Here is a 25,857-nt window from a genome sequence, read left to right as displayed (position 1 = left end):
AGTGGATATGTGAATTACGAAGTAGTACTCCCTGCAGCTGGCAGTGGTAAACGGATGGGCGCGGGGCAAAATAAATTATTTTTATCCCTTGGGGGTAAACCAATTTTAATTCGTACTTTAGAAGTTTTTCAAAATGATGATAATTGTACAGGTATTTGGTTAGCGGTAAAGGCTGAAGAACGGGATTATATTCAACATTTGTTGGAAGAGTATGGCATAACAAAGGTAAAGGGATTGCCAAATGGAGGCGAAGAGCGACAACACTCTGTATATGCTTGCATTAAAGAAATGGAACAAGTTGATATTGTGCTTGTTCATGATGCTGCTAGACCATTTATTACAAAGCCTATTATATCCCGTCTCGTAACGGAAGCCTATGAAAAAGGGGCAGTAATTGCTGGAGTTAAGGCAAAAGATACGATGAAGAAAGTAAACAATGGTGTCATTGTTGAAACAGTTGATCGGGAAAGTTTATGGATGATTCAAACGCCTCAAGCCTTTCGTTTTGAATTGTTAAAGCGGGCAGAAGAAGAGGCTGAGGCAATCGGCTTTTTAGGAACCGATGAGGCAATGCTAGTTGAGCGTTTAAATCATCAGGTTTATATTGTAGAAAGCACCTATGAAAATGTAAAAATAACAACAAAGGAAGATTTAGTTTTCGGGGAAGCGATATTAAGGCACCGTAACGAGCTAGGAGGATAATGATGTTTAGAGTAGGACAAGGATTTGACGTTCATGCGTTTGCAGAAGGACGTCCATTAATTTTAGGTGGGATTACAATTCCCCATGATCGCGGATTGTTAGGGCATTCTGATGCAGATGTCCTATTACATACTGTGACAGATGCGGCTCTAGGCGCTATTGGGGAAGGAGATATCGGACATCATTTTCCAGATACAGACCCGGCGTTCAAAGACGCGGATAGCGCGAAATTGCTAGAGTACATTTGGAAAATTGTTGAAGATAAAGGGTATGTTTTAGGGAATGTGGATTGTACAGTTATGGCTCAGCGTCCAAAGCTTGCGCCATATATTGAGCAAATGCGGAATCGAATCGCCGAACTATTAAATGCCGAACCTACCCAAGTAAATGTAAAAGCAACTACAACAGAAAAGTTAGGATTTACTGGACGTGAAGAAGGAATAGCTGCAATGGCGACCATTTTATTAATCAAAAAATAAAAGTTTCACGGACTAGTTGGAAAAAGTTCTATCGGAATACTGGATATAACTTCAACTACCTTTCTTTTCATTCTGATTTTAGAGTGGTAAAATGTACAAGATTAATCAAGGACGTTCAGTTTTTAAAAAGTTATCGTATTTTTAAAAAATGGTTATAACTGAACCAATTTAGGAGGCACTTATTTTATGACGAAGGAAGTTCGCGTTCGTTATGCGCCAAGTCCAACAGGTTTTTTACACATTGGTGGGGCACGTACAGCGCTATTTAACTATTTATATGCAAAACACCATAACGGTAAATTTATCGTACGTATTGAAGATACAGATATTGAACGAAATGTAGAAGGCGGAGAAGCGTCCCAACTAGATAATTTGCGTTGGTTAGGGATTATTCCTGATGAGTCGATTGATATTGGTGGACCGTATGCCCCTTACCGTCAAATGGAACGATTAGATATTTATAAAAAACATGCCGAAGAATTGTTAGAGCGCGGAATTGCTTATAAATGTTTTTGTACTTCAGAAGAGTTAGAAGCTTCCCGTGAAGCGCAACGAGCAAAAGGTGTTGCTGCACCTACTTATGACGGAAAATGCCGTCACTTAACAAAAGAAGAGGTAGCTGCGAAAGAAGCGGAAGGAATTCCTTATACGATTCGTATGCGTGTTCCTGAAAACACAACTTATCGCTTTAATGACTTAGTACGTGGTGAAGTAACGTTTGAGTCAAAGGATATTGGTGATTGGGTAATTGTGAAAGCAAACGGTATCCCGACTTATAACTATGCTGTTGTATTAGATGACCACTTCATGGATATTACCCATGTATTCCGTGGGGAAGAACATTTATCGAATACACCAAAACAGATGATGATTTTTGATGCTTTTGGTTGGGAATACCCACAATACGGCCATATGACATTAATTGTTAATGAAGATCATAAAAAATTATCTAAGCGCGATGAATCGATTATTCAATTCGTTACCCAATATAAAGAACTTGGTTATTTACCAGAAGCGATGTTTAACTTCTTTGCCCTTTTAGGTTGGTCACCAGAAGGAGAAGAAGAAATCTTTACAAAAGACCAATTCATCGAAATTTTTGATGAAAAACGTCTTTCAAAATCACCATCTATGTTCGATAAAAATAAACTAACATGGATGAACAACCAATATATTAAAAAGCTTTCCCTTGAGGAAGTAGTAGAATTATCATTACCACATCTTCAAAAGGCTGGTTTACTTCCAGAACAATTAACGGAAGAACAACAAGCGTGGGCTACAGCATTAATCTCTCTATATCATAACCAAATGAGTTATGGTGCTGAGATCGTTGAATTATCTAGCCTATTCTTTACAGAAGAAATTGAATATGATGAAGCTGCGAAAGAAGTTTTAGCAGGGGAACAAGTACCTGAAGTAATGGCTGCATTCAAAGCGCAACTTGAAGCACTTGAAAGTTTTGACGCGCCATCGATTAAAGCAGCAATTAAAGCTGTTCAAAAAGAAACAGGCCATAAAGGGAAAAATTTATTTATGCCAATTCGTGTTGTAACGACTGGTCAAACTCATGGTCCAGAACTTCCGGATTCCATTGCTTTAATTGGAAAGGAAAAAGCGATTGCACGCATTGAGAAATTCGTAAAATAACGAACTTGCATTTTAGTTGACTTTTCAATTACCTATTGTAAAATGTATTTAACTTTGCAAGAAGAAACTATACGTGAAAAGATATAAATCATTTTAAAGCGTTGATAAGGAGAAGTACGTAAAAAATGTTTTAAAGAGAGGGTCATCACCGGCTGAAAGTGACCTAGACCGCTATTTTACGGAAATGCACCTTTGAGTACTTAGCTGAAATGTAGTAGGCTAGTCGGTTCGTCACCGTTAATGGACTTTTGAGTGGAAAGTAGGGACTTCTAGTATGGGTATCTTGCTTTCAATCAGAGTGGAACCGCGCAGTAGCGTCTCTGTCTTTCTTATGGAAAGATAGGGACGTTTTTATTTTGGGGGAAATATCAAAACTATAAAATGAGAATGGTAAGGGGTGTTCATCGTGTTTAAAAGAATTAAAGAAGATATTGATAACGTATTTGAAAACGATCCAGCAGCTCGCAGTGTGTTAGAGGTTGTATTAACTTATTCGGGTCTCCATGCGACTTGGGCTCACCGCATTGCCCATTGGTTTTATAAAAGAAGATTTTTCTTCATTGCACGTGCTATCTCACAGATTAGCAAATTTTTCACTGGGATTGAAATTCATCCTGGTGCCAAAATTGGCCGCCGCTTCTTTATAGACCATGGAACTGGTGTTGTCATTGGTGAAACTTGCGAAATAGGTGATAATGTTATTTTATATCAAGGTGTAACATTAGGTGGTACAGGGAAAGAGAAAGGAAAGCGTCACCCAACGTTAAAAGATAATGTATTAGTTGCTTCAGGAGCAAAAGTATTGGGATCAATTACGATTGGTGAAAATAGTAAGGTAGGAGCAGGTTCTGTTGTGTTAAAGGATGTTCCACCTAACGCGACTGTTGTAGGTATTCCAGGGAAAGTAGTTATTCAAGATGGTGTAAAAACAACAACGAATAAGAAGCTTGACCATCAAAATATCCCTGACCCAATAAATGATCGTTTTGTGAAGCTTGAAAAGGAAATAAAAGAATTAAAACAACAGCTAGTGGAATCTCAAAAGGAGAGATAGAATTGACTATTCAAATATTTAACTCTTTAACGAGACAAAAGGAACCCTTTGTCCCGCTTGAAGAAGGAAAAGTGAAAATGTACGTATGTGGTCCGACAGTATATAACTTTATTCATATTGGGAATGCTCGTCCTGTTATTGTTTATGATACTGTTCGCCGTTATTTCCAATATAAAGGCTATGATGTGAAATATGTTTCCAACTTTACAGATGTGGACGATAAAATCATTAAAGCAGCAAATGAATTAGGCGAAGATGTTTTTGAATTAACGAATCGCTTTATTAATGCTTACTTTGAAGATATTACAGCTCTTGGTTGCCACAAGGCTGATGTTCATCCCCGCGTAACGAATCATATGGATGATATTATTTCTTTCATCGGTGTTTTAATTGAAAAAGGCTACGCTTATGAATCTCAAGGGGATGTTTATTACCGTACACGTAAATTTGACGGCTATGGTAAACTGTCCCATCAATCGATTGATGATTTAAAAGTTGGTGCCCGTATTGAAGCAGGAGAGAAAAAGGAAGATCCTCTTGATTTTGCATTATGGAAAGCAGCAAAACCTGGTGAAATTAAATGGGAAAGTCCGTGGGGTGAAGGGCGACCAGGTTGGCATATTGAATGTTCTGTTATGGCTCGTGAACATTTGGGTGACACAATTGATATTCATGCTGGCGGTCAAGATTTAACATTCCCGCACCATGAAAATGAAATAGCCCAATCGGAAGCTTATACGGGGAAAACATTTGCTCGTTATTGGATGCATAATGGGTACATTAATATCGACAACGAAAAAATGTCAAAATCACTTGGTAACTTTGTATTAGTGAATGATATTCGTCAACAAATTGACCCACAAGTTTTACGATTCTTTATGTTATCGGTACATTATCGTCATCCCATTAATTTTGCACAAGATTTAGTAGAGTCAGCACGTTCTGGATTAGAACGTCTTCGTACTGCCTATTCCAATGTACAATATAGACTGGCATCTTCAGCAAACCTTTCTGATAATGGTGACGAGTATATCGAGAAAATCAATGAAGTGAAAAAGCAATTTGAACTGGCTATGGACGATGATTTTAATACGGCCAATGGGATTTCTGCTTTATTTGAACTTGCTCGTATTGCGAATACTTACTTAAACGAAAGTAATACAGAGGAACGTATTTTAAAAACATTGATTGAAACCTTTGATACACTAGGTGACGTCCTAGGTATTAAATTCTCAACAGAAAATGAACTTTTAGATGAAGAAATCGAAGCATTAATTGAAGAGCGAAATATGGCGCGTAAAAACCGTGACTTTGCTCGTTCCGATGAAATCCGAGACCAACTATTGAGTATGAATATTATTTTAGAAGATACTCGTCAAGGTACACGTTGGAAACGAGGTTTATAGTATGACGCAACTTCGGATAGCAGATGTAAAGCAATTAAATGCATTAGCATTAGCATATATGGGAGATGCTGTTCTTGAACAACGAGTTCGAGAACATCTTCTCTTAAATGGGAGAGCAAAACCGAATCGATTGCATAAGGAAGCAACGAATTATGTTTCTGCTAAAGCCCAATCTATGGTTGTTCATCGTTTAATCGAAGAGCATTATTTAACTGAAGAGGAACTCGCTGTATTTAAGCGAGGACGTAATGCAAAATCAGGTTCTGTTCCAAAAAATACGGACGTTCAAACTTATCGAAATAGTTCGGGTTTTGAAGCGGTACTAGGAAGCCTTTATTTAACGAAGCAAATTGAGAGAGTAAATGAAATTATTGACTATGCCATTACAATCGTTGAGCAATCGAAGGGAGCATCTTAACATGAGTGAACACAACGGCGAAATGATTGCTGGAAAAAATCCAGTTCTTGAAGCGCTTCGGTCTGGACGTGAAATTAATAAATTATGGATAGCAGAGGGAGTCAAAAAAACTGGAGTCAATGAATTGTTAGACTTAGCACGTGAGCGCGGTGTATTAGTTCAATTTGTTCCTAAGAAAAAAGTTGATCAATTGTCGGATGCGAACCATCAAGGAATAGTAGCTTCTGTGGCAGCTTATCATTATGCAGAAATTGAAGATTTATTTAATGCGGCTAAAGAAAAAAATGAAGATCCGTTTTTCCTCATTCTTGATGAATTGGAAGATCCCCATAATTTAGGTTCGATTATGCGTACTGCAGATGCAATAGGGGTTCACGGTATTATAATTCCTAAAAGACGGGCAGTTGGTTTAACAGCAGTTGTTGCAAAAGCTTCGACTGGTGCAATCGAACATGTACCAGTTGTTCGTGTAACGAATTTAGCTCAAACAGTTGATGAATTGAAAGACCGTGGTGTTTGGATTGCGGGGACGGATGCAAAAGGATCTGTAGATTATCGCAAAATGGATGCGACGCTTCCGCTAGCTGTCATTATAGGCAGCGAGGGTAGAGGGATGAGTCGATTACTAAAAGAAAAATGTGATTTCTTATACCATTTGCCGATGGTAGGTCATGTAAATTCATTAAATGCTTCAGTTGCTGCTGCCTTATTAATGTATGAAGTATACCGTAAACGACAAGAAAAGAATGGATAAGAATTATGCAAACGATTTTGATTGTTGATGGTTACAATATGATCGGCGCATGGAAAGAATTGCGGCCTCTTCGGGAAACAAACTTTGAAGAAGCCCGCAATCACTTGCTTGATCTAATGGCGGAATACAGAGCTGCCCTTGGCTGTCGAGTAATTGTTGTGTTTGATGCCCACCTAGTTCCAGGTGCTCAACAAAATTATGTGAAAAATGCAGTTGAAATAATTTATACTAGAAAAAATGAAACTGCCGATGAATGTATTGAAAAGTTAACAAATGAACTAAAGGGTAGAAAAGTCCAAATTTATGTTGCCACTTCCGATTTAACAGAACAAAACGTTATTTTCGGAAATGGCGCTCTACGGAAATCGGCTCGTGAATTAGAAATTGAAATGGCAATTATCAAATCGAATATTTCTCAAGAAGTAAAAAAAATGACGAATGAAGAAAAACCGAAATCTAGAATTCAATTATCAGAAGAAGTAGAGTTAGCTTTTGAAAAATGGCGACGGGGTTTGAAATAACTGATTGACCTATATTTTCCAATTCCGTTATACTGTTCCTATGACAATACAGAACGTTCTGGGGTGAGGCCAATGCTAAAAAGTAATCAGACACAAGTGTTGCAACGATTTGAAGACCTTTCAGATGAACAACTGATTGAAGAAGTGCATCAAGGTAATACAGAAGCGTTAGATTATTTAATTACGAAATATCGTATGTTTGTTAAAGCGAAGGCACGCTCTTATTTTTTAATTGGAGCAGATAAGGAAGATATCATTCAAGAAGGAATGATAGGTTTATATAAAGCGATAAGAGATTTTAAAGGGGATAAGCTGTCGTCTTTTAGAGCGTTTGCGGAACTTTGTATTACTCGTCAAATTATTACAGCTATTAAAACAGCTACGAGACAAAAACATATTCCGCTAAATTCCTATGTATCTCTTGATAAACCAATCTATGACGAAGAATCAGATCGTACCTTGATGGATATCATCACTAGCTCTGAATCGGATGATCCAGAACATTTAATGATTAATCGTGAGGAATATTCCCATCTTGAAGAAAAAATTGGCGAAATATTAAGTGAATTAGAACAACAAGTGTTATCCTTATATTTAGATGGACAATCCTACTTTGAAATATCAGAAGAGTTAAATCGGCATGTAAAATCGATCGACAATGCTCTTCAACGGGTAAAACGTAAATTGGAGCGTCATCTAGAAATAGGTGAGATAAGCTAGCGGTACAGCACCACTTGTTGACAGCAAAACTTTTAGGTGGTAGTCTTTAAAAGACAAAATGCCGAAATAGGTGAATTTTCAAGATGGCAAAGAAAATTGTTTTATGTTGTGAAAAATGTAGCTCTCGAAACTATTCGGTTCCTGAAAGAGTTGGCTCAACTGAACGACTAGAATTGAAAAAGTTTTGCTCACATTGTAACGAACACACTGTACACAAACAAACACGATAATTATGTAGTAAAGTCAATTGAAACATAGAATAGATGATTTGTTCGGAGGTTAAGCTAGAATGGGCAAGATTAAACAGTTTTTTCAAAATGTAACGTCTGAAATGAGAAAGACAAGCTGGCCAAAAGGTAAAGAGCTTACAAAATATACGATTGTCGTAGTTTCAACAGTGATTTTTATGGCAATATTTTTTGTGTTAGTTGACTTAGGCGTTTCAGAACTATTCCGTTGGTATATAGATTTATAATAATACGATGTTAATATTTCGAAAATAGCCCGTCTTTCAATGTTAACGGGTTTTTTTCATTTGTTTTGTTAATTGTATTATTTATGGTAAACAATTTATAAGACTTCGTCAGTGTATATGTGATAAGTGAAGGAGGGACGGACGACTAGTCCGAAAACGTTATGGAGAAAAGATGGTATGTAGTTCATACTTATTCAGGATATGAAAATCGTGTAAAGGCAAACCTTGAAAAACGTGTAGAAACGATGGGGATGCAAGATAACATTTTCCGTGTTATCGTACCTGAACATGAAGAAACGGATTTAAAAGATGGTAAAAAAAGAACGGTAATGCGTAAAGTTTTCCCAGGTTATGTATTAGTTGAAATGATTTTAACGGATGAATCATGGTATGTAGTACGTAATACACCGGGTGTAACAGGCTTTATTGGTTCTTCTGGTGGTGGTGCAAAACCAACACCTTTATTACCTGAAGAAGTAGATCGTCTATTACGTCAAATGGGAATTACGAAGAAAACAGTTGGCGAGTTAGACGTTACAGTTGGTGAAGTAGTCGAAGTTTTAGACGGACCATTTGCTCATTTCCAAGGTAAAGTAGAAGAGATTGATGCTGATAAAGGCAAAATTAAAGTAACAATTGATATGTTCGGTCGTGAAACGAAAATGGAATTAGACTTCGAACAAATTCAAAAAATTTAGGTTTATAAATGAATGTTAGGAACTTACTTATATCTATAGAAAATCGCCATAATAAGCGCGATGATAAACTATCGAAAAGTTATGTTGCCGAAATTGCTTTATAATTTCACTTGCTTATATAAATTAAAAGTGGTATCATTTCATAGGTCAGACCGTCTAAATGATAGTTTGTCAAATTAAAGTTAATCTTTTAATGTTATCGGCAATTAGCTGACAGACAGATATTTGAGTGGGAGGGGCAACCCAATTACCACATCACGGACTTAAGGAGGTGTGTCTCGTGGCTAAAAAAGTTATTAAAATTGTAAAACTTCAAATCCCTGCTGGTAAAGCTAACCCAGCTCCACCGGTTGGTCCTGCATTAGGTCAAGCAGGTGTAAATATCATGGGATTCTGTAAGGAGTTCAACGCTCGTACTGCTGATCAAGCTGGTTTAATTATTCCAGTAGAAATCACAGTTTTCGAAGACCGTTCTTTCACTTTCATTACAAAAACTCCACCTGCAGCAGTATTACTTAAAGTTGCAGCAGGTATCCAATCTGGATCAGGTGAACCAAACCGTAAAAAAGTTGCAACGGTTAAACGTGATAAAGTTCGCGAAATCGCTGAACAAAAAATGCCAGACCTAAACGCTGCATCAGTTGAAGCAGCTATGGCGATGGTTGAAGGTACAGCACGAAGCATGGGTATTGTTATCGAAGACTAATCGTTAACAAGTCCTGGTTACTTGATGATGAAGGCTTTTGTTTTGGAGGTTGCGGTAAGTTCTTTTTTGAACTCGCAACCTCTATTCGTGGGAGGAATATCCGCTAAAACCACAATCAAGGAGGAAAATATAATGGTAAAAAAAGGTAAAAGACTGCAAGAAGCAGCTAAATTAGTTGACCGTTCAAAATTATATAATGCTGAAGAAGCTATCGCTTTAGCAAAACAAACAAGCACAGTAAACTTCGACGCAACTGTTGAAGTGGCTTTCAAACTTGGTATCGATACTCGTAAAAACGACCAACAAATCCGTGGTGCAGTAGTACTACCAAACGGAACTGGTAAAACTCAACGTGTATTAGTATTCGCTAAAGGTGAAAAACTTAAAGAAGCTGAAGCTGCAGGTGCAGACTATGTAGGCGATGCAGAATACATCAACAAAATCCAACAAGGTTGGTTCGATTTCGATGTAATCGTTGCAACTCCAGATATGATGGGTGAAGTTGGTAAACTTGGTCGTGTATTAGGACCTAAAGGTTTAATGCCAAACCCTAAAACTGGTACTGTTACTTTCGATGTAACAAAAGCGATTCAAGAAATCAAAGCTGGTAAAGTAGAATACCGTGCTGACAAAGCTGGTATTATCCACGCTCCAATCGGTAAAGTTTCTTTCGATACAGAAAAATTAGTAGAAAACTTCTTAGCTGTATTTGATGTTATTCAAAAAGCTAAACCAGCTGCAGCTAAAGGTACTTACATGAAGTCTGTTAATGTAACAACTACAATGGGACCATCTGTAAAAGTTGATACTACTAGCGTAACTGTACGATAATATAGATCGTTTGAAATAAAATATATATGTTGACAACGCTCCTCTTTCTTGGTAAGATGGATGACGTTGTGAATATCCATTTGTACCGTAGACAGTAGGGGTGCTTGCACTTAATTATCCTACCGAGGACATCGAAATCGGATTCTTTTTTAGATGATGAATTTTCCGCCTCTAGTCTACTCTATTGACTAGAGGCTTTTCTTTTGTCGGTATAAATGACCCATTCTAATAGGAGGTGTCAATCATGGGCAATGCAATTGAAACAAAAAAAGTTCAAGTACAAGAAATCGCTGAAAAATTCCAAGCTGCTTCTTCTGTAGTAGTAGTGGATTACCGTGGTTTAACTGTTGCTCAAGTTACAGAACTTCGTAAACAACTTCGCGAATCAGGTGTTGAGTTCAAAGTTTACAAAAACACTTTAACTCGTCGTGCAGCTGAAATCGCTGGTGTTGCTGGAATTAACGAATTCTTAACTGGTCCAAACGCTGTTGCGTTCTCTAACGAAGACGTAGTAGCTCCAGCGAAAATCATTAATGAATTCGCTAAAAAGAACGAAGCGCTTGAAATCAAAGCTGGTATTATCGAAGGTAACGTTTCTTCTGCTGATGACGTTAAAGCACTTGCAGAACTTCCATCACGCGAAGGTTTACTTTCAATGCTTTTATCAGTTCTTCAAGCTCCAGTGCGCAACTTCGCACTTGCAACAAAAGCTGTTGCAGAACAAAAAGAAGAGCAAGGCGCTTAATCGCAGCCTAAACTTCAAACAAATTAATTTCGGGCAAGTAGCCTAATAAAATAACCATATCCATATAGGAGGAAAATAAAATGAACAAAGATCAAATCTTAGAAGCTATCAAAGCTATGACAGTTCTTGAGTTAAACGATTTAGTAAAAGCAATCGAAGAAGAATTCGGTGTAACAGCTGCTGCTCCTGTAGCAGTAGTAGGTGGCGCTGGTGCAGCTGCTGCTGAAGAAAAAACTGAATTTGATGTAGTACTAGCTAACGCTGGTGACCAAAAAATCAAAGTTATCAAAGTGGTTCGTGAAATCACTGGTCTTGGCTTAAAAGAAGCTAAAGAAGTTGTAGATAACGCTCCAAAACCATTAAAAGAAGGCGTATCTAAAGAAGAAGCTGAAGAAATTAAAGCTAAACTTGAAGAAGTTGGCGCTTCAATCGAAGTTAAATAATTTCTCCATTTACCTATTTTCAATAAATAAAGAAAGCTCGTCTATTTTGACGGGCTTTCTTCATTTTCTTTGAGGAGGGCACGGTTCGATGTCTGAACATTATTATTCAAAAAAGCCTCAAACTGAAAGTAAACCACGCCAATGGAAATTTACATTACTCGGACATACTTTCTTATTTGAAACAGATTCGGGTGTTTTTAGTAAAAGCGAAGTAGATTTTGGATCCCGTGTTTTAATTGAAACTTTTCAACTTCCTGAAATAGAAGGTGCTATTTTGGATGTAGGCTGTGGATATGGCCCAATTGGGTTATCGATTGCTAAACAAAATCCAGATCGTACAATTTATATGATGGATATTAATGAAAGGGCAGTTGCGCTAGCGAATAAAAATGCGCAAATAAACGGAGTTCAAAATGTACGTATTTTTGAAAGTGATGGTCTTGCTGCTGTTGGAGAAGAATTGCCGATTGCCGCAATTTTAACTAACCCACCGATTCGAGCTGGGAAAGATACGGTCTTTAAATTTTATGACGGTGCTTTCGAGAAATTAACGGTTGGGGGAGAGCTGTGGGTCGTCATTCAAAAGAAACAAGGTGCTCCATCTACAGTAAATCATTTAGAAGAAAAGTTTGCAGAAGTAGAAATAGTCGAGAAGAAAAAAGGCTATTGGATTATACGAGCAAAAAAATAATTAACCATTCATTGTAAGAATGGAAATAAATGAGTATAAGATATAAAATATTGACTTGACAAAATGGCTATGATAACATAATAAAATGCAAAATTATTATTTTGTGGGAGTTTGCCCTTTTGTATGCAATATATTTTATGTGGGTATACTTACCATGAATAAGTTTAGTTTAACCGAAAATGAGATCTAAGAAAAGACTCGTTTTCTTTTTGTCTTTCGAAATCATACACTATTTAGTTGATTTTGCAAAGACCTATTATCGCTTTAATGAGGGGTGAATGAGTTGACAGGTCAACTAGTTCAGTACGGACAACACCGCCAGCGTAGAAGCTTTGCGCGTATTAAAGAGGTGCTGGAGCTTCCGAATTTAATTGAGATTCAAACAGCATCTTACGAGTGGTTCCTTGAAGAAGGGTTGCGTGAGATGTTCCGCGACATTTCTCCAATCGAAGATTTTACAGGCAATCTTTCACTTGAATTCATCGATTATAGTTTAGGTGAGCCTAAATATGATGTTGATGAATGTAAAGAACGCGACGTAACTTATGCTGCACCATTGCGCGTAAAAGTACGTCTCCACAACAAAGAAACAGACGAAGTAAAAGAGCAAGATGTCTTCATGGGTGACTTCCCATTGATGACAGAAACAGGCACATTTGTAATCAATGGTGCCGAACGTGTTATTGTTTCACAATTAGTTCGTTCTCCAAGCGTTTACTTCCACGATAAAACTGATAAAAACGGTAAAAAAGGCTTTGGTGCAACTGTAATTCCAAACCGCGGTGCTTGGTTAGAGTACGAAACTGATGCAAAGGACGTAGTGTATGTACGTATTGACCGTACACGTAAACTTCCAGTAACAGTATTATTACGTGCTTTAGGGTTCGGTTCAGATCAAGAAATCATTGATATTCTTGGTGATAACGAGTATTTACGAAACACGCTTGAAAAAGATAACACTGATAGCACTGAAAAAGCGTTATTAGAAATCTATGAGCGTCTTCGTCCAGGTGAACCACCTACAGTTGAAAGTGCAAAAAGCTTATTATATTCTCGTTTCTTCGATGCTAAACGTTATGATTTAGCAAACGTTGGACGTTATAAAATGAACAAAAAGCTTCACATTAAAAATCGTTTATTCAATCAAACGGTTGCAGAAACTCTTGTCGATCCAGAAACAGGAGAAATTTTAGTTGAAAAAGGTACTACACTTGATCGTCGTACTTTAGACCGTATTATTCCTTATTTAGAAAATGGAATCGGCTTCCGTACATTATCCCAAGTTGGTGGGGTATTAGAAGAAGACGTAACGATTCAATCAATTAAAATCTTTGCACCAAATGATGAAGCGCAAAAAGAAATCAATGTTATTTCAAACGCTTATGTAGATGAAGAAGTGAAAAATATCACACCAGCTGATGTGATTGCATCGATGTCTTACTTCTTTAACTTATTACATGGTGTAGGAAATACAGATGATATCGACCACTTAGGTAACCGTCGCTTACGTTCAGTAGGTGAATTGTTACAAAACCAATTCCGTATCGGTTTATCCCGTATGGAACGTGTTGTACGTGAACGTATGTCTATTAATGACACTGCGTCTATCGTACCTCAACAATTAATTAATATTCGTCCAGTTATTGCATCGATAAAAGAGTTCTTTGGTAGCTCTCAATTATCGCAATTCATGGACCAAACAAACCCGTTAGCTGAGTTAACTCACAAACGTCGTCTTTCTGCTTTAGGACCTGGTGGTTTAACTCGTGAGCGTGCAGGTATGGAAGTACGTGACGTTCACTACTCTCACTACGGTCGTATGTGTCCGATTGAGACTCCAGAGGGTCCAAACATCGGGTTAATCAACTCACTTTCTTCTTATGCAAAAGTAAATAAATTTGGTTTCATTGAAACACCATATCGTCGTGTTGATCCTGAAACAGGTCAAGTGACAGATCAAATTGATTACTTAACTGCTGACGAAGAAGATAATTATATTGTTGCGCAAGCGAACTCCAAGTTAAATCCGGATGGAACTTTCGCAAATGATGAAGTTTTAGGTCGTTTCCGTGGGGATAACACAGTATTCAAAAAAGACCGTGTTGACTATATGGACGTTTCGCCTAAACAAGTAGTATCTGCTGCCACAGCGTGTATTCCATTCTTAGAAAACGATGACTCTAACCGTGCGCTTATGGGTGCGAACATGCAACGTCAAGCTGTTCCTTTGTTAAACCCAGAGGCACCATTTGTTGGTACTGGTATGGAACACGTTAACGCTCGTGACTCAGGGGCTGCTGTAGTAAACAAATACCACGGTATTGTAGAACACGTTGAAGCACGTTCTATTCATGTACGTCGTATTGAAGAAATTGATGGGAAAGAAGTAAAAGGTGAATTAACGAAATACAAACTTCAAAAATTCACTCGTTCGAACCATGGTACTTCAATTAACCAACGCCCAATCGTAAAAGTTGGCGATCGTGTTAAACCGAAGGACATTTTAGCCGATGGTCCATCAATGGAAAAAGGTGAACTTGCCCTTGGACGTAACGTTTTAGTTGCCTTCATGACATGGGAAGGGTTCAACTATGAAGATGCCGTTATTATGAACGAACGTCTAGTAAAAGACGATGTTTACACTTCTGTTCATATTGAAGAATATGAATCAGAATCTCGTGATACAAAATTAGGACCTGAAGAAATCACTCGTGATATTCCAAATGTCGGGGAAGATGCACTTCGCAACTTAGACGACCGTGGAATTATCCGTATTGGTGCTGAGGTTCGTGATGGCGATATTCTAGTAGGTAAAGTTACACCTAAAGGGGTAACGGAGTTAACTGCTGAAGAGCGTTTATTACATGCTATCTTCGGTGAGAAAGCTCGTGAAGTACGTGATACTTCATTACGTGTACCTCATGGTGCTGGCGGTATCGTTCTAGATGTTAAAGTCTTCAACCGTGAAGATGGCGATGAGTTACCACCAGGCGTTAACCAATTAGTTCGTGTTTATATTGTTCAAAAACGTAAAATCCGCGTTGGGGATAAAATGGCCGGACGTCACGGTAACAAAGGGGTAATTTCACGTATTTTACCTGAAGAAGATATGCCGTTTATGCCAGACGGAACTCCTGTTGACATCATGTTAAACCCACTTGGTGTACCATCTCGTATGAACATCGGACAAGTTTTAGAGCTTCATTTAGGTATGGCTGCTCGTTACTTAGGTCTTCATATGGCAACGCCAGTATTTGATGGAGCCAACGAAGAAGATGTTTGGGAAACAATGGAAGAAGCAGGTATGAACCGCGACGGTAAAACAATTCTTTATGATGGTCGTTCGGGTGAACCATTCGACAACCGAGTTTCAGTTGGTATCATGTACATGATCAAATTAGCTCACATGGTTGACGATAAACTTCACGCTCGTTCAACTGGACCTTATTCACTAGTTACGCAACAACCACTTGGTGGTAAAGCGCAATTTGGTGGTCAACGTTTCGGTGAGATGGAGGTTTGGGCACTTGAAGCTTACGGTGCTGCATACACTCTTCAAGAGATCTTAACGATTAAATCCGATGACGTTGTTGGTCGTGTGAAAACTTATGAAGCAATTGTTAAAGGTGAAAGTGTTCCAGAACCAGGTGTTCCAGAGTCTTTCAAAGTATTAATTAAAGAGCTTCAATCATTAGGTTTAGATGTGAAAATGTTAACAGTTAATGATGAAGAAGTTGAACTTCGCGATTTAGACGATGAAGATGAACTTCAACCAACAGATGCATTAAACATCTTACCAGCTAGTGAAAAAGAAGATGCTGTAGAATCAATGGAATAATTATAATAATTGGGCAGGAGAAAGATTTTCTGCCTGCCCATTATTAAAATACATTATTAATTTTTAAAATTAATGTTGAGCTTCGGAAAGTCTCAGAGGACTTATACTAAAGGGAGGTAGGCTCCTTGATAGATGTTAATGAATTTGAATATATGAAAATCGGTTTAGCTTCACCGGATAAGATTCGTTCATGGTCATATGGAGAAGTAAAAAAACCTGAAACTATTAACTATCGTACTTTAAAACCAGAAAAAGACGGTCTGTTCTGTGAACGTATTTTCGGACCTACAAAAGACTGGGAATGTCACTGTGGTAAATACAAACGTGTGCGCTATAAAGGCGTAGTTTGTGACCGTTGTGGTGTAGAAGTTACTCGTGCAAAAGTTCGCCGCGAACGTATGGGTCATATTGAACTAGCAGCACCTGTATCTCATATTTGGTATTTCAAAGGTATTCCAAGCCGTATGGGACTTATTCTTGATATGTCACCACGTGCATTGGAAGAAGTTATTTATTTTGCATCATACGTTGTAATCGAACCAGGTGATTCTAGCTTAGATAAAAAACAACTTTTATCTGAAAAAGAATACCGTGCATACCGTGAAAAATTCGGTAACAGCTTCGAAGCGGCAATGGGTGCAGAAGCAATTAAAAAACTTCTAGAACAAATTGATCTAGAAGAAGAAACAATTTCATTAAAAGAAGAGTTGAAAACTGCTCAAGGCCAACGTCGCACACGTGCAATTAAACGTCTTGAAGTAATCGAATCATTCCGAAACTCTGGTAATAAACCAGAATGGATGATCTTAGATGTACTACCTGTCATTCCACCTGAGCTTCGTCCAATGGTGCAATTAGACGGTGGTCGTTTTGCTACTTCTGACTTGAACGATCTATATCGTCGAGTAATTAACCGTAACAACCGTTTAAAACGTCTACTTGACCTTGGTGCACCAAGCATCATTGTTCAAAACGAAAAACGTATGTTACAAGAAGCGGTTGACGCATTAATTGATAATGGTCGTCGTGGTCGTCCTGTTACAGGACCTGGTAACCGTCCTTTAAAATCCCTATCACATATGTTAAAAGGGAAACAAGGTCGTTTCCGTCAAAACTTACTTGGTAAACGTGTAGACTATTCTGGTCGTTCCGTTATCGTAGTAGGTCCAAACTTAAAAATGTACCAATGTGGTCTTCCAAAAGAAATGGCAATCGAGTTATTCAAGCCTTTCGTTATGAAAGAACTTGTTGAACGAGGCCTAGCTCATAACATTAAAAGTGCAAAACGTAAAATTGAGCGTATGCACAACGAAGTATGGGACGTTTTAGAAGATGTAATCCGTGAACATCCAGTGTTACTTAACCGTGCACCGACTCTTCACAGACTTGGTATTCAAGCATTCGAGCCAACATTAGTAGAAGGCCGTGCGATTCGTCTACACCCATTAGTATGTACAGCTTACAACGCTGACTTCGATGGTGACCAAATGGCGGTTCACGTTCCATTATCAGCAGAAGCACAAGCGGAAGCTCGCTTACTTATGTTAGCTGCTCAAAACATCTTAAATCCAAAAGATGGTAAACCAGTTGTAACTCCATCTCAAGATATGGTATTAGGTAACTATTACTTAACGCTTGAGCGTGCAGGAGCTCGTGGTGAAGGTTCTGTATTCTACGGTACTGACGAAGTATTAATTGCTTACCAAACTGGTAATGTACATTTACACACTCGCATTGCTGTAAAAGCAAGTTCATTAAATAACCCTACGTTTACAGAAGAACAAAATAAACAGTTCTTATTAACAACAGTAGGTAAGGTGATTTTCAACGAAATTCTTCCTGAATCATTCCCTTATATTAATGAACCAACAGCTGTGAATTTAGAACAAAAAACACCTGAGAAATACTTCACAACGTTAACAATTGATGAAGAAACGTTAAAAGAGCTAGAAGCTACTGAAGGTTACAATGAACTTTCAGAAAATGAAAAAGTAGAAGCACAACGCCAAGCTGTGTTACAAAAACACTTTGCTTCAGTTAAAACAATTAGCCCATTCCGTAAAAAATTCTTAGGAAATATCATTGCGGAAGTATTTAAACGATTCCATATTACAGAAACGTCTAAAATGCTTGACCGTATGAAAGACCTAGGATTTAAATATTCAACTAAAGCTGGTATTACAGTTGCTATTTCAGATATCGTTGTATTACCTGAAAAAGTTGAAATTTTAGAAGAAGCACAGAAAAAAGTAGATAAAGTAATGGTTCAATTCCGTCGTGGTTTAATTACGGAAGAAGAACGTTATGATCGTGTCATCTCAAGCTGGTCTGCGGCGAAAGATGAAATTCAGTCTAAACTGATGGACTCTTTACCAGATACGAACCCAATCTTCATGATGAGTGACTCTGGTGCCCGTGGTAACGCATCTAACTTTACACAACTTGCTGGTATGCGTGGATTAATGGCCAACCCAGCTGGACGTATTATCGAACTTCCAATCAAATCTTCATTCCGTGAAGGTTTAACAGTATTGGAATACTTCATCTCTACTCACGGTGCTCGTAAAGGTCTAGCCGATACAGCATTAAAAACTGCGGACTCAGGTTACTTAACTCGTCGATTAGTAGACGTTGCCCAAGATGTCATCGTACGTGAAGACGATTGTGGTACTGACCGCGGCTTAACAATCGGTGCTTTAATGGAAGGCACTGAAGTAATTGAAACTTTAGAAGAGCGTATTATTGGTCGTCATACGAAGAAAACAATTCGTCACCCTGAAACAGGTGCGGTTATTTTAGAGCGTGATCAATTAATCACTCAAGATATAGCTCGTGAAATCGAAGATGCTGGTATTAAAGAAGTGACAATTCGTTCTGCATTCACATGTAATACAAAACATGGTGTATGTAAAAAATGTTACGGTATCAACTTAGCAACTGGTGAAGAGGTTGAAGTAGGTGAAGCGGTAGGTATTATCGCTGCTCAATCAATCGGTGAACCAGGTACACAATTAACAATGCGTACATTCCATACTGGTGGGGTTGCTGGTAACGATATTACACAAGGTCTTCCACGTATTCAGGAGATTTTCGAAGCTCGTAATCCTAAAGGGCAATCGGTTATCTCTGAAATCTCAGGTACTGTTTCTGAGATCGAAGAAATTCGTGAAGGCTTAAAAGAAATTACAATCCAGGGTGAAATCGAAACACGTAAGTACCAAGCGCCATACAATGCTCGCTTAAAAGTACAACTTGGTGATGTGATTAAACCTGGTCAAGTTTTAACTGAAGGTTCTATTGATCCAAAACAATTATTAAAAGTTAAGGACGTAGCAACTGTTCAAGAATATTTATTAAAAGAAGTGCAAAAAGTATACCGTATGCAAGGGGTAGAAATTGGAGATAAACATATTGAAGTAATGGTACGCCAAATGCTTCGTAAAGTTCGTGTAATTGAAGCAGGTGATACAGAGTTATTACCAGGTTCATTACTTGATATCCACCAATTCACTGAAGCAAATAAAGATGCAATTATTAACGGTAAAGTTCCTGCAACTTGTCGTCCTGTTATCCTAGGTATTACAAAAGCATCTCTTGAAACAGAATCATTCTTATCTGCTGCATCATTCCAAGAAACAACTCGTGTGTTAACGGATGCTGCTATTAAAGGTAAACGTGATGAACTTCTTGGTCTGAAAGAAAATGTTATTATCGGTAAACTAGTTCCGGCTGGTACTGGTATGCAACGTTATCGTCAGATTCGTATCGAAGAAACTGAAGCAGTTGAAGAACTGACATCTGCAGAATAAATATACAATTCAAATGTATATTTCATATAAAAATCTTCCGGGAGAAGGGTAATTCTTCCGGAAGGATTTTTATAAAAATATTTGACAGTTTAAATTGATAGTGTTAATATACTTAAGGTTGATAGTTAACTGTCTGTACTTTGGAGGATATGAAAATGTCTTATGAAAGAGTAGAACAGGCCAGTAAAACAATCATAGGTACAAAGCAAGCAGTGAAAGCAATCCGCGCTGGTCAAGTTATAGAGCTTTTTGTAGCACTTGATGCAGACAGTTGGGTAACCGATCCAGTAATTGTTCTTGCAAAAGAAGTCGGCGTACCAGTGAGTCTCGTCGAGTCTAAAAAAGAACTTGGCAAAGCTTGTGGTATTCATGTTGGAGCTGCGGTTGTTGCAATTACTGCAAGATAGTTTTTGTGTAAAAACACAAAGACTTTGTTTTTACCCTAAAAATGAACCACCTGGATGTGTGGTATTAAGGAATAAATGAAGGGAGGAAAAACCGATGCCTACAATTAACCAATTGGTACGTAAGCCTCGTAAATCCAAAGTAACGAAATCAAATTCACCAGCGTTAAACAAGGGATATAACAGCTTTAAAAAATCTTTAACAGATGTTAATTCTCCTCAAAAACGTGGGGTTTGTACTCGTGTTGGTACTATGACACCTAAAAAACCAAACTCAGCGTTACGTAAATATGCTCGTGTACGCTTAACTAACCAAATCGAAGTTACAGCTTACATTCCTGGTGAAGGTCACAACTTACAAGAACACAGCGTAGTATTAATCCGCGGTGGACGTGTAAAAGACTTACCAGGGGTACGTTACCATATCGTACGTGGTGCTCTTGATACTGCTGGTGTAAACGGCCGTATGCAATCTCGTTCTCTATATGGTACAAAACGTCCAAAAGAGAAAAAATAATTTAATTATTTGAAATGATGTATGCCTTTTTAATCGTGACGGTTTTTGAATTATTTAACGTGCGCACGGTTCAAAATCTAAACGACTATATTGCGCCTAATTAACGCAATACATAAAAGGCGACTTGATACTATAAAATAGATATTTGTTGAAAGGAGGAAAACACATGCCTCGTAAAGGTCCTGTTTCCAAACGTGACGTGTTACCAGATCCAATTTATAATTCAAAACTAGTAACTCGTTTAATCAATAAAATGATGATTGATGGTAAAAGAGGTACTTCTCAAAAGATCTTATACGGTGCGTTCGAATTAGTAAAAGAACGTTCTGGTAAAGATCCAATCGAAGTATTTGAAGCTGCATTAAATAACGTAATGCCAGTTCTTGAAGTACGTGCTCGCCGTGTTGGTGGTTCTAACTACCAAGTACCGGTTGAAGTTCGTCCAGAACGTCGTATTACATTAGGTCTTCGTTACTTAGTTAACTATTCTCGTCTTCGTGGTGAAAAAACTATGGAAGAACGTTTAGCTAACGAAATTCTAGATGCATCTAACAACACTGGTGCTTCAGTGAAAAAACGCGAAGATATGCATAAAATGGCAGAAGCAAACAAAGCATTCGCACACTATCGTTGGTAATTTAGACTACGTGCTAGCTGTTAGCTAGTACGTAGGTTTAAATATATATTCAACAATTAGCGAAACCCAATATGGAAGGAGAAAATTTCCTATGAAACGCGAATTCTCACTAGAGAATACACGTAATATTGGGATCATGGCTCATATTGATGCTGGTAAAACAACAACAACTGAGCGTATCCTTTATTACACTGGTAAGATTCACAAAATCGGTGAAACTCACGAAGGTGCTTCTCAAATGGACTGGATGGAGCAAGAGCAAGAACGTGGTATTACAATCACTTCTGCTGCGACAACAGCTCAATGGAAAGGTAACCGTGTAAACATCATCGACACACCAGGACACGTAGACTTCACTGTAGAAGTTGAACGTTCATTACGTGTACTTGATGGTGCAGTAACAGTACTTGATGCTCAATCAGGTGTTGAGCCACAAACTGAAACTGTATGGCGTCAAGCTACAACTTATGGTGTTCCACGTATCGTATTTGTTAACAAAATGGATAAAATCGGTGCGGATTTCTTGTACTCAGTGAATACTCTTCACGATCGTTTACAAGCAAACGCTCACCCAATTCAATTACCAATCGGTGCTGAAGATGAATTCGAAGCAATTATCGATTTAGTTGAAATGAAAGCTACATTCTACGGAAACGACCTAGGTACTGATATCCAGGAACGTGAAATTCCAGAAGAATATAAAGCACAAGCTGAAGAATACCGTGAAAAACTTATTGAAGCGGTAGCTGAACTTGATGAAGAACTTATGGAGAAATACTTCGCTGGTGAAGAAATCACTAACGAAGAGCTTAAAGCTGGTATCCGTAAAGCTACTTTATCTGTAGAGTTCTACCCTGTACTTTGTGGTACTGCATTCAAAAACAAAGGTGTTCAATTAATGCTTGATGCTGTAATTGATTACTTACCAGCTCCAACTGATGTTGAAGCTATTAAAGGTGTAGATCCTGATACAGGTGAAGAAATCGTTCGTCATTCAAGTGATGAAGAGCCATTCTCTGCACTAGCATTCAAAGTTATGACTGACCCTTATGTTGGTAAATTAACTTTCTTCCGTGTTTACTCTGGTATTTTAGAATCAGGTTCATACGTTCAAAACTCTACTAAGGGTAAACGTGAACGTGTAGGTCGTATTCTACAAATGCACGCGAACTCTCGTGAAGAGATTTCAAAAGTTTACGCAGGGGATATCGCAGCTGCTGTAGGTCTTAAAGATACTACAACTGGTGACACTCTTTGTGACGAGAAAAACCTTGTTATCTTAGAGTCTATGGAATTCCCAGAACCAGTTATTGATTTATCATTAGAACCGAAATCAAAAGCAGACCAAGATAAAATGAGCCAAGCTTTACAAAAGCTTCAAGAAGAAGATCCAACATTCCGTGCTTATACAAACCAAGAAACTGGTCAAACAATTATTTCTGGTATGGGTGAACTTCACCTTGATATCATTGTTGACCGTATGAAACGTGAATTCAAAGTTGAAGCTAACGTAGGTGCTCCACAAGTTTCTTACCGTGAAACATTCCGTGGTTCAGCACAAGTTGAAGGTAAATTCGTTCGCCAATCTGGTGGTCGTGGTCAATTCGGTCACGTTTGGATTGAATTCTCTCCAAACGAAGAAGGTAAAGGCTTCGAATTCGAAAACGCTATCGTTGGTGGGGTTGTTCCTCGTGAATATATCCCTGCTGTTGAAGCTGGTTTAAGAGATGCACTAGAAAATGGTGTACTTGCTGGTTTCCCAGTAATTGATATTAAAGCGAAATTATTCGATGGATCATACCATGACGTTGACTCCAACGAAATGGCATTCAAAATCGCTGCTTCTATGGCACTTAAAAACGCAGTTTCTAAATGTAACCCAGTTCTTTTAGAGCCTGTGATGAAAGTAGAAGTAGTAATTCCTGAAGAATACCTTGGGGATATTATGGGTAACATCACTTCTCGTCGTGGACGTGTAGAAGGTATGGAAGCTCGTGGTAACGCTCAAGTTGTTCGTGCAATGGTTCCACTTTCTGAAATGTTCGGATATGCGACTACATTACGTTCTGCAACTCAAGGTCGTGGTGTATTCTCAATGGTATTCGATCACTATGAAGAAGTGCCAAAATCAATTGCTGAAGATATCATCAAAAAAAATAAAGGTGAATAATTGAAATTTCATCTTGTATCAAGTATAAATAATTTGTAAGCTATGATTGACTGGCTGAGAAGGGCCCTTATCAGCCAGCAGTTGTAACATAAAAAAATAATAAAAACACATATTAGGAGGCTAACTCTAATGGCTAAAGAAAAATTTGACCGTTCGAAAACGCATGCTAACATTGGTACAATCGGACACGTTGACCATGGTAAAACTACATTAACTGCTGCAATCGCTACAGTTCTTTCAAAACGTCTTGGTGGGGAAGCAAAATCTTACGACCAAATCGATAACGCTCCAGAAGAAAAAGAGCGTGGAATTACAATCAACACTTCTCACGTTGAATATGAAACAGCTACTCGTCACTATGCACACGTTGACTGCCCAGGACACGCTGACTATGTTAAAAACATGATCACTGGTGCTGCTCAAATGGACGGCGGTATCTTAGTAGTATCTGCTGCTGACGGCCCAATGCCACAAACTCGTGAGCACATCTTATTATCACGTCAAGTAGGTGTACCTTACTTAGTAGTATTCTTAAACAAATGTGATATGGTTGATGACGAAGAATTATTAGAATTAGTAGAAATGGAAGTACGTGACTTACTTTCTGAATATGACTTCCCAGGTGACGATGTTCCTGTAATTAAAGGTTCTGCTCTTAAAGCTCTTGAAGGTGAAGCAGAATGGGAAGAAAAAATCGTTGAGTTAATGGACGCTGTTGACAGCTACATCCCAACTCCAGAACGTGACACTGATAAACCATTCATGATGCCAGTTGAGGACGTATTCTCAATCACTGGTCGTGGTACAGTTGCAACTGGCCGTGTTGAACGTGGTCAAGTTAAAGTTGGTGACGTTGTAGAAATCATCGGTTTAGTTGAAGAACCAAAATCAACTACTGTAACTGGTGTTGAAATGTTCCGTAAATTATTAGACTATGCTGAAGCTGGTGACAACATCGGTGCTTTACTTCGTGGGGTTTCTCGTGAAGAAGTACAACGTGGACAAGTATTAGCTAAACCAGGCTCAATCACTCCACACACTACTTTCAAAGCAGAAGTTTATGTATTATCAAAAGAAGAAGGTGGACGTCACACTCCATTCTTCTCTAACTACCGTCCTCAGTTCTACTTCCGTACAACTGACGTAACTGGTGTTATTAACTTACCAGAAGGCGTTGAAATGGTAATGCCTGGTGACAACATCGAAATGAACGTTGAATTAATCTCTCCAATCGCTCTTGAAGAAGGTACTAAATTCTCTATCCGTGAGGGTGGACGTACTGTTGGAGCTGGAGTAGTAGCTTCAATCCAAAAATAATTTTAGCCTAGCTAAAACCTTTGACCAATTCGTGGGGACGCCTACGAATTGGTTTTTTTATTCTTTTATAAATGAAAAGGGGGCGGCAGGTTCAAACATAAGAAAACAAATGCTACAATGATGGAAAAGGAGGGTGATTATGGAATTAAAAGTGTTATTAATAGAAGATGATCCATCAATTTTTGAAATGATACAAGAGCGATTTGAAGGGTGGCAAATGCAAGTTGTTGGCCCTTCCGACTTTCAAAAGGTGATGGATTATTTTATCGAAGAGAGACCACATTTAGTGATTATCGATATTCAATTACCTGCTTTTGATGGTTTTCACTGGTGTAGGGAAATTCGTGAAGTTTCCAAAGTTCCCATCGTATTTTTATCCTCCCGAGACCATCCTATGGATATGGTCATGGCGATGCAAATGGGCGCAGATGATTTTGTACAAAAACCATTTAATATGGATGTGTTATTAGCAAAAGTACAAGCTATATTACGACGTACGTATGACTATGTAGAGGAACAATCTGAACTTACTCGATGGAATGGGGCAACAGTTGACTATGCAAAAGGGGTAGTTCGTTTTAAGGAAAAGGAATGTAGTTTAACTAAGAACGAATTGTTTATTTTAAGAGGACTTTTAAAACATGTTGATAAAGTCGTTTCAAGAGATGAGTTAATGCGAATGCTTTGGGATGATGAACGTTTTGTAAATGACAATACGCTTTCCGTAAATGTCAACAGACTTCGATTGAAACTTGAAGATATTGGGTTAGAAGATGTAATTATTACAAAAAAAGGGCTTGGCTATATGGCCGTTACAAAGTGAGGTCGTTTATGTTTTTATTATTTTTACGGGAACGTATGGCATGGATTATGTT

Annotated in this window: 25 protein-coding genes and 2 other annotated features; all 25 genes read left to right on the top strand. The window is 38.2% G+C overall.

Going from position 1 to position 25,857, the window contains the following annotated elements; genetic code table 11:
* The first annotated feature begins 9 nt into the window (after window positions 1-9).
* Complete coding sequence (gene ispD / locus MHH69_RS18000) at window positions 10-702, top strand: 2-C-methyl-D-erythritol 4-phosphate cytidylyltransferase (RefSeq protein WP_122971245.1); 693 nt, start codon at window positions 10-12, stop codon at window positions 700-702.
* A 2-nt stretch (window positions 703-704) separates the two neighbouring features.
* The gene (gene ispF / locus MHH69_RS17995) at window positions 705-1,181 is read left to right on the top strand and encodes a 2-C-methyl-D-erythritol 2,4-cyclodiphosphate synthase (protein ID WP_122971246.1); all 477 of its coding nucleotides are present in this window, start codon (window positions 705-707) and stop codon (window positions 1,179-1,181) included.
* Between the two features lie 186 nt (window positions 1,182-1,367).
* Window positions 1,368-2,828 (top strand): glutamate--tRNA ligase, encoded by a 1,461-nt coding sequence (gene gltX / locus MHH69_RS17990; RefSeq protein WP_122971247.1) that lies wholly within the window; start codon window positions 1,368-1,370, stop codon window positions 2,826-2,828.
* 92 nt (window positions 2,829-2,920) lie between these two features.
* Window positions 2,921-3,153: a binding site (T-box leader), on the top strand.
* Between the two features lie 81 nt (window positions 3,154-3,234).
* Entirely contained in the window at window positions 3,235-3,882 is a 648-nt protein-coding gene (gene cysE / locus MHH69_RS17985; RefSeq protein WP_122971248.1) for a serine O-acetyltransferase, read from the top strand.
* A gap of 2 nt (window positions 3,883-3,884) precedes the next feature.
* A complete protein-coding gene (gene cysS, locus MHH69_RS17980) occupies window positions 3,885-5,288 on the top strand; it encodes a cysteine--tRNA ligase (protein WP_341362872.1) in 1,404 nt (467 codons plus the stop codon).
* Between the two features lies 1 nt (window position 5,289).
* Window positions 5,290-5,706 (top strand): Mini-ribonuclease 3, encoded by a 417-nt coding sequence (locus MHH69_RS17975; RefSeq protein WP_122971250.1) that lies wholly within the window; start codon window positions 5,290-5,292, stop codon window positions 5,704-5,706.
* 1 nt (window position 5,707) lies between these two features.
* Window positions 5,708-6,460, top strand: a complete 753-nt coding sequence (gene rlmB, locus MHH69_RS17970) for a 23S rRNA (guanosine(2251)-2'-O)-methyltransferase RlmB (protein WP_122971251.1) — start codon at window positions 5,708-5,710, stop codon at window positions 6,458-6,460.
* Window positions 6,461-6,465: 5 nt separating this feature from the next.
* Complete coding sequence (locus MHH69_RS17965) at window positions 6,466-6,981, top strand: NYN domain-containing protein (protein ID WP_122971252.1); 516 nt, start codon at window positions 6,466-6,468, stop codon at window positions 6,979-6,981.
* A 72-nt stretch (window positions 6,982-7,053) separates the two neighbouring features.
* Entirely contained in the window at window positions 7,054-7,701 is a 648-nt protein-coding gene (gene sigH / locus MHH69_RS17960) for an RNA polymerase sporulation sigma factor SigH (protein ID WP_122971253.1), read from the top strand.
* 83 nt (window positions 7,702-7,784) lie between these two features.
* Window positions 7,785-7,931, top strand: a complete 147-nt coding sequence (gene rpmG, locus MHH69_RS17955; RefSeq protein ID WP_122971254.1) for a 50S ribosomal protein L33 — start codon at window positions 7,785-7,787, stop codon at window positions 7,929-7,931.
* A gap of 59 nt (window positions 7,932-7,990) precedes the next feature.
* Window positions 7,991-8,176 (top strand): preprotein translocase subunit SecE, encoded by a 186-nt coding sequence (gene secE / locus MHH69_RS17950; RefSeq protein ID WP_122971255.1) that lies wholly within the window; start codon window positions 7,991-7,993, stop codon window positions 8,174-8,176.
* A gap of 161 nt (window positions 8,177-8,337) precedes the next feature.
* Window positions 8,338-8,874 carry a transcription termination/antitermination protein NusG gene (gene nusG / locus MHH69_RS17945; protein ID WP_122971256.1) on the top strand — a complete coding sequence of 179 codons (537 nt, stop codon included), beginning with the start codon at window positions 8,338-8,340 and terminating at the stop codon, window positions 8,872-8,874.
* A gap of 280 nt (window positions 8,875-9,154) precedes the next feature.
* Complete coding sequence (rplK, locus tag MHH69_RS17940) at window positions 9,155-9,580, top strand: 50S ribosomal protein L11 (RefSeq protein ID WP_141396955.1); 426 nt, start codon at window positions 9,155-9,157, stop codon at window positions 9,578-9,580.
* Between the two features lie 132 nt (window positions 9,581-9,712).
* The gene (gene rplA / locus MHH69_RS17935) at window positions 9,713-10,411 is read left to right on the top strand and encodes a 50S ribosomal protein L1 (RefSeq protein WP_122971257.1); all 699 of its coding nucleotides are present in this window, start codon (window positions 9,713-9,715) and stop codon (window positions 10,409-10,411) included.
* A gap of 67 nt (window positions 10,412-10,478) precedes the next feature.
* Window positions 10,479-10,622, top strand: a sequence feature (ribosomal protein L10 leader region).
* 33 nt (window positions 10,623-10,655) lie between these two features.
* Complete coding sequence (gene rplJ, locus MHH69_RS17930; RefSeq protein WP_122971258.1) at window positions 10,656-11,156, top strand: 50S ribosomal protein L10; 501 nt, start codon at window positions 10,656-10,658, stop codon at window positions 11,154-11,156.
* 80 nt (window positions 11,157-11,236) lie between these two features.
* Window positions 11,237-11,599 (top strand): 50S ribosomal protein L7/L12, encoded by a 363-nt coding sequence (gene rplL, locus MHH69_RS17925; protein ID WP_122971259.1) that lies wholly within the window; start codon window positions 11,237-11,239, stop codon window positions 11,597-11,599.
* Window positions 11,600-11,687: 88 nt separating this feature from the next.
* Entirely contained in the window at window positions 11,688-12,290 is a 603-nt protein-coding gene (locus MHH69_RS17920; protein ID WP_122971260.1) for a class I SAM-dependent methyltransferase, read from the top strand.
* Between the two features lie 274 nt (window positions 12,291-12,564).
* Window positions 12,565-16,128: a DNA-directed RNA polymerase subunit beta gene (gene rpoB / locus MHH69_RS17915; RefSeq protein ID WP_174232654.1), complete on the top strand. Its 3,564-nt coding sequence runs from the start codon at window positions 12,565-12,567 to the stop codon at window positions 16,126-16,128.
* A gap of 125 nt (window positions 16,129-16,253) precedes the next feature.
* A complete protein-coding gene (rpoC, locus tag MHH69_RS17910) occupies window positions 16,254-19,937 on the top strand; it encodes a DNA-directed RNA polymerase subunit beta' (protein ID WP_122971262.1) in 3,684 nt (1,227 codons plus the stop codon).
* Between the two features lie 155 nt (window positions 19,938-20,092).
* Window positions 20,093-20,344 (top strand): ribosomal L7Ae/L30e/S12e/Gadd45 family protein, encoded by a 252-nt coding sequence (locus MHH69_RS17905; protein ID WP_122971263.1) that lies wholly within the window; start codon window positions 20,093-20,095, stop codon window positions 20,342-20,344.
* Between the two features lie 94 nt (window positions 20,345-20,438).
* Window positions 20,439-20,858 (top strand): 30S ribosomal protein S12, encoded by a 420-nt coding sequence (gene rpsL / locus MHH69_RS17900; RefSeq protein ID WP_122971264.1) that lies wholly within the window; start codon window positions 20,439-20,441, stop codon window positions 20,856-20,858.
* A 166-nt stretch (window positions 20,859-21,024) separates the two neighbouring features.
* Complete coding sequence (rpsG, locus tag MHH69_RS17895; protein ID WP_122971265.1) at window positions 21,025-21,495, top strand: 30S ribosomal protein S7; 471 nt, start codon at window positions 21,025-21,027, stop codon at window positions 21,493-21,495.
* 91 nt (window positions 21,496-21,586) lie between these two features.
* Window positions 21,587-23,665, top strand: coding sequence for an elongation factor G (gene fusA / locus MHH69_RS17890; RefSeq protein ID WP_341362871.1), 2,079 nt, complete (start codon window positions 21,587-21,589; stop codon window positions 23,663-23,665).
* 129 nt (window positions 23,666-23,794) lie between these two features.
* Window positions 23,795-24,982 (top strand): elongation factor Tu, encoded by a 1,188-nt coding sequence (tuf, locus tag MHH69_RS17885; RefSeq protein WP_122971267.1) that lies wholly within the window; start codon window positions 23,795-23,797, stop codon window positions 24,980-24,982.
* Between the two features lie 139 nt (window positions 24,983-25,121).
* Window positions 25,122-25,805 carry a response regulator transcription factor gene (locus tag MHH69_RS17880; RefSeq protein WP_122971268.1) on the top strand — a complete coding sequence of 228 codons (684 nt, stop codon included), beginning with the start codon at window positions 25,122-25,124 and terminating at the stop codon, window positions 25,803-25,805.
* The last annotated feature ends 52 nt before the right edge of the window (window positions 25,806-25,857 follow it).

It is taken from the genome of Ureibacillus sp. FSL E2-3493 (assembly GCF_038077515.1).
GTDB classification, from domain to species: domain Bacteria; phylum Bacillota; class Bacilli; order Bacillales_A; family Planococcaceae; genus Ureibacillus; species Ureibacillus halotolerans.
The sequence above is the reverse complement of the archived record's forward strand: the minus strand, read 5'-3'. Positions and strand labels throughout refer to the sequence as shown.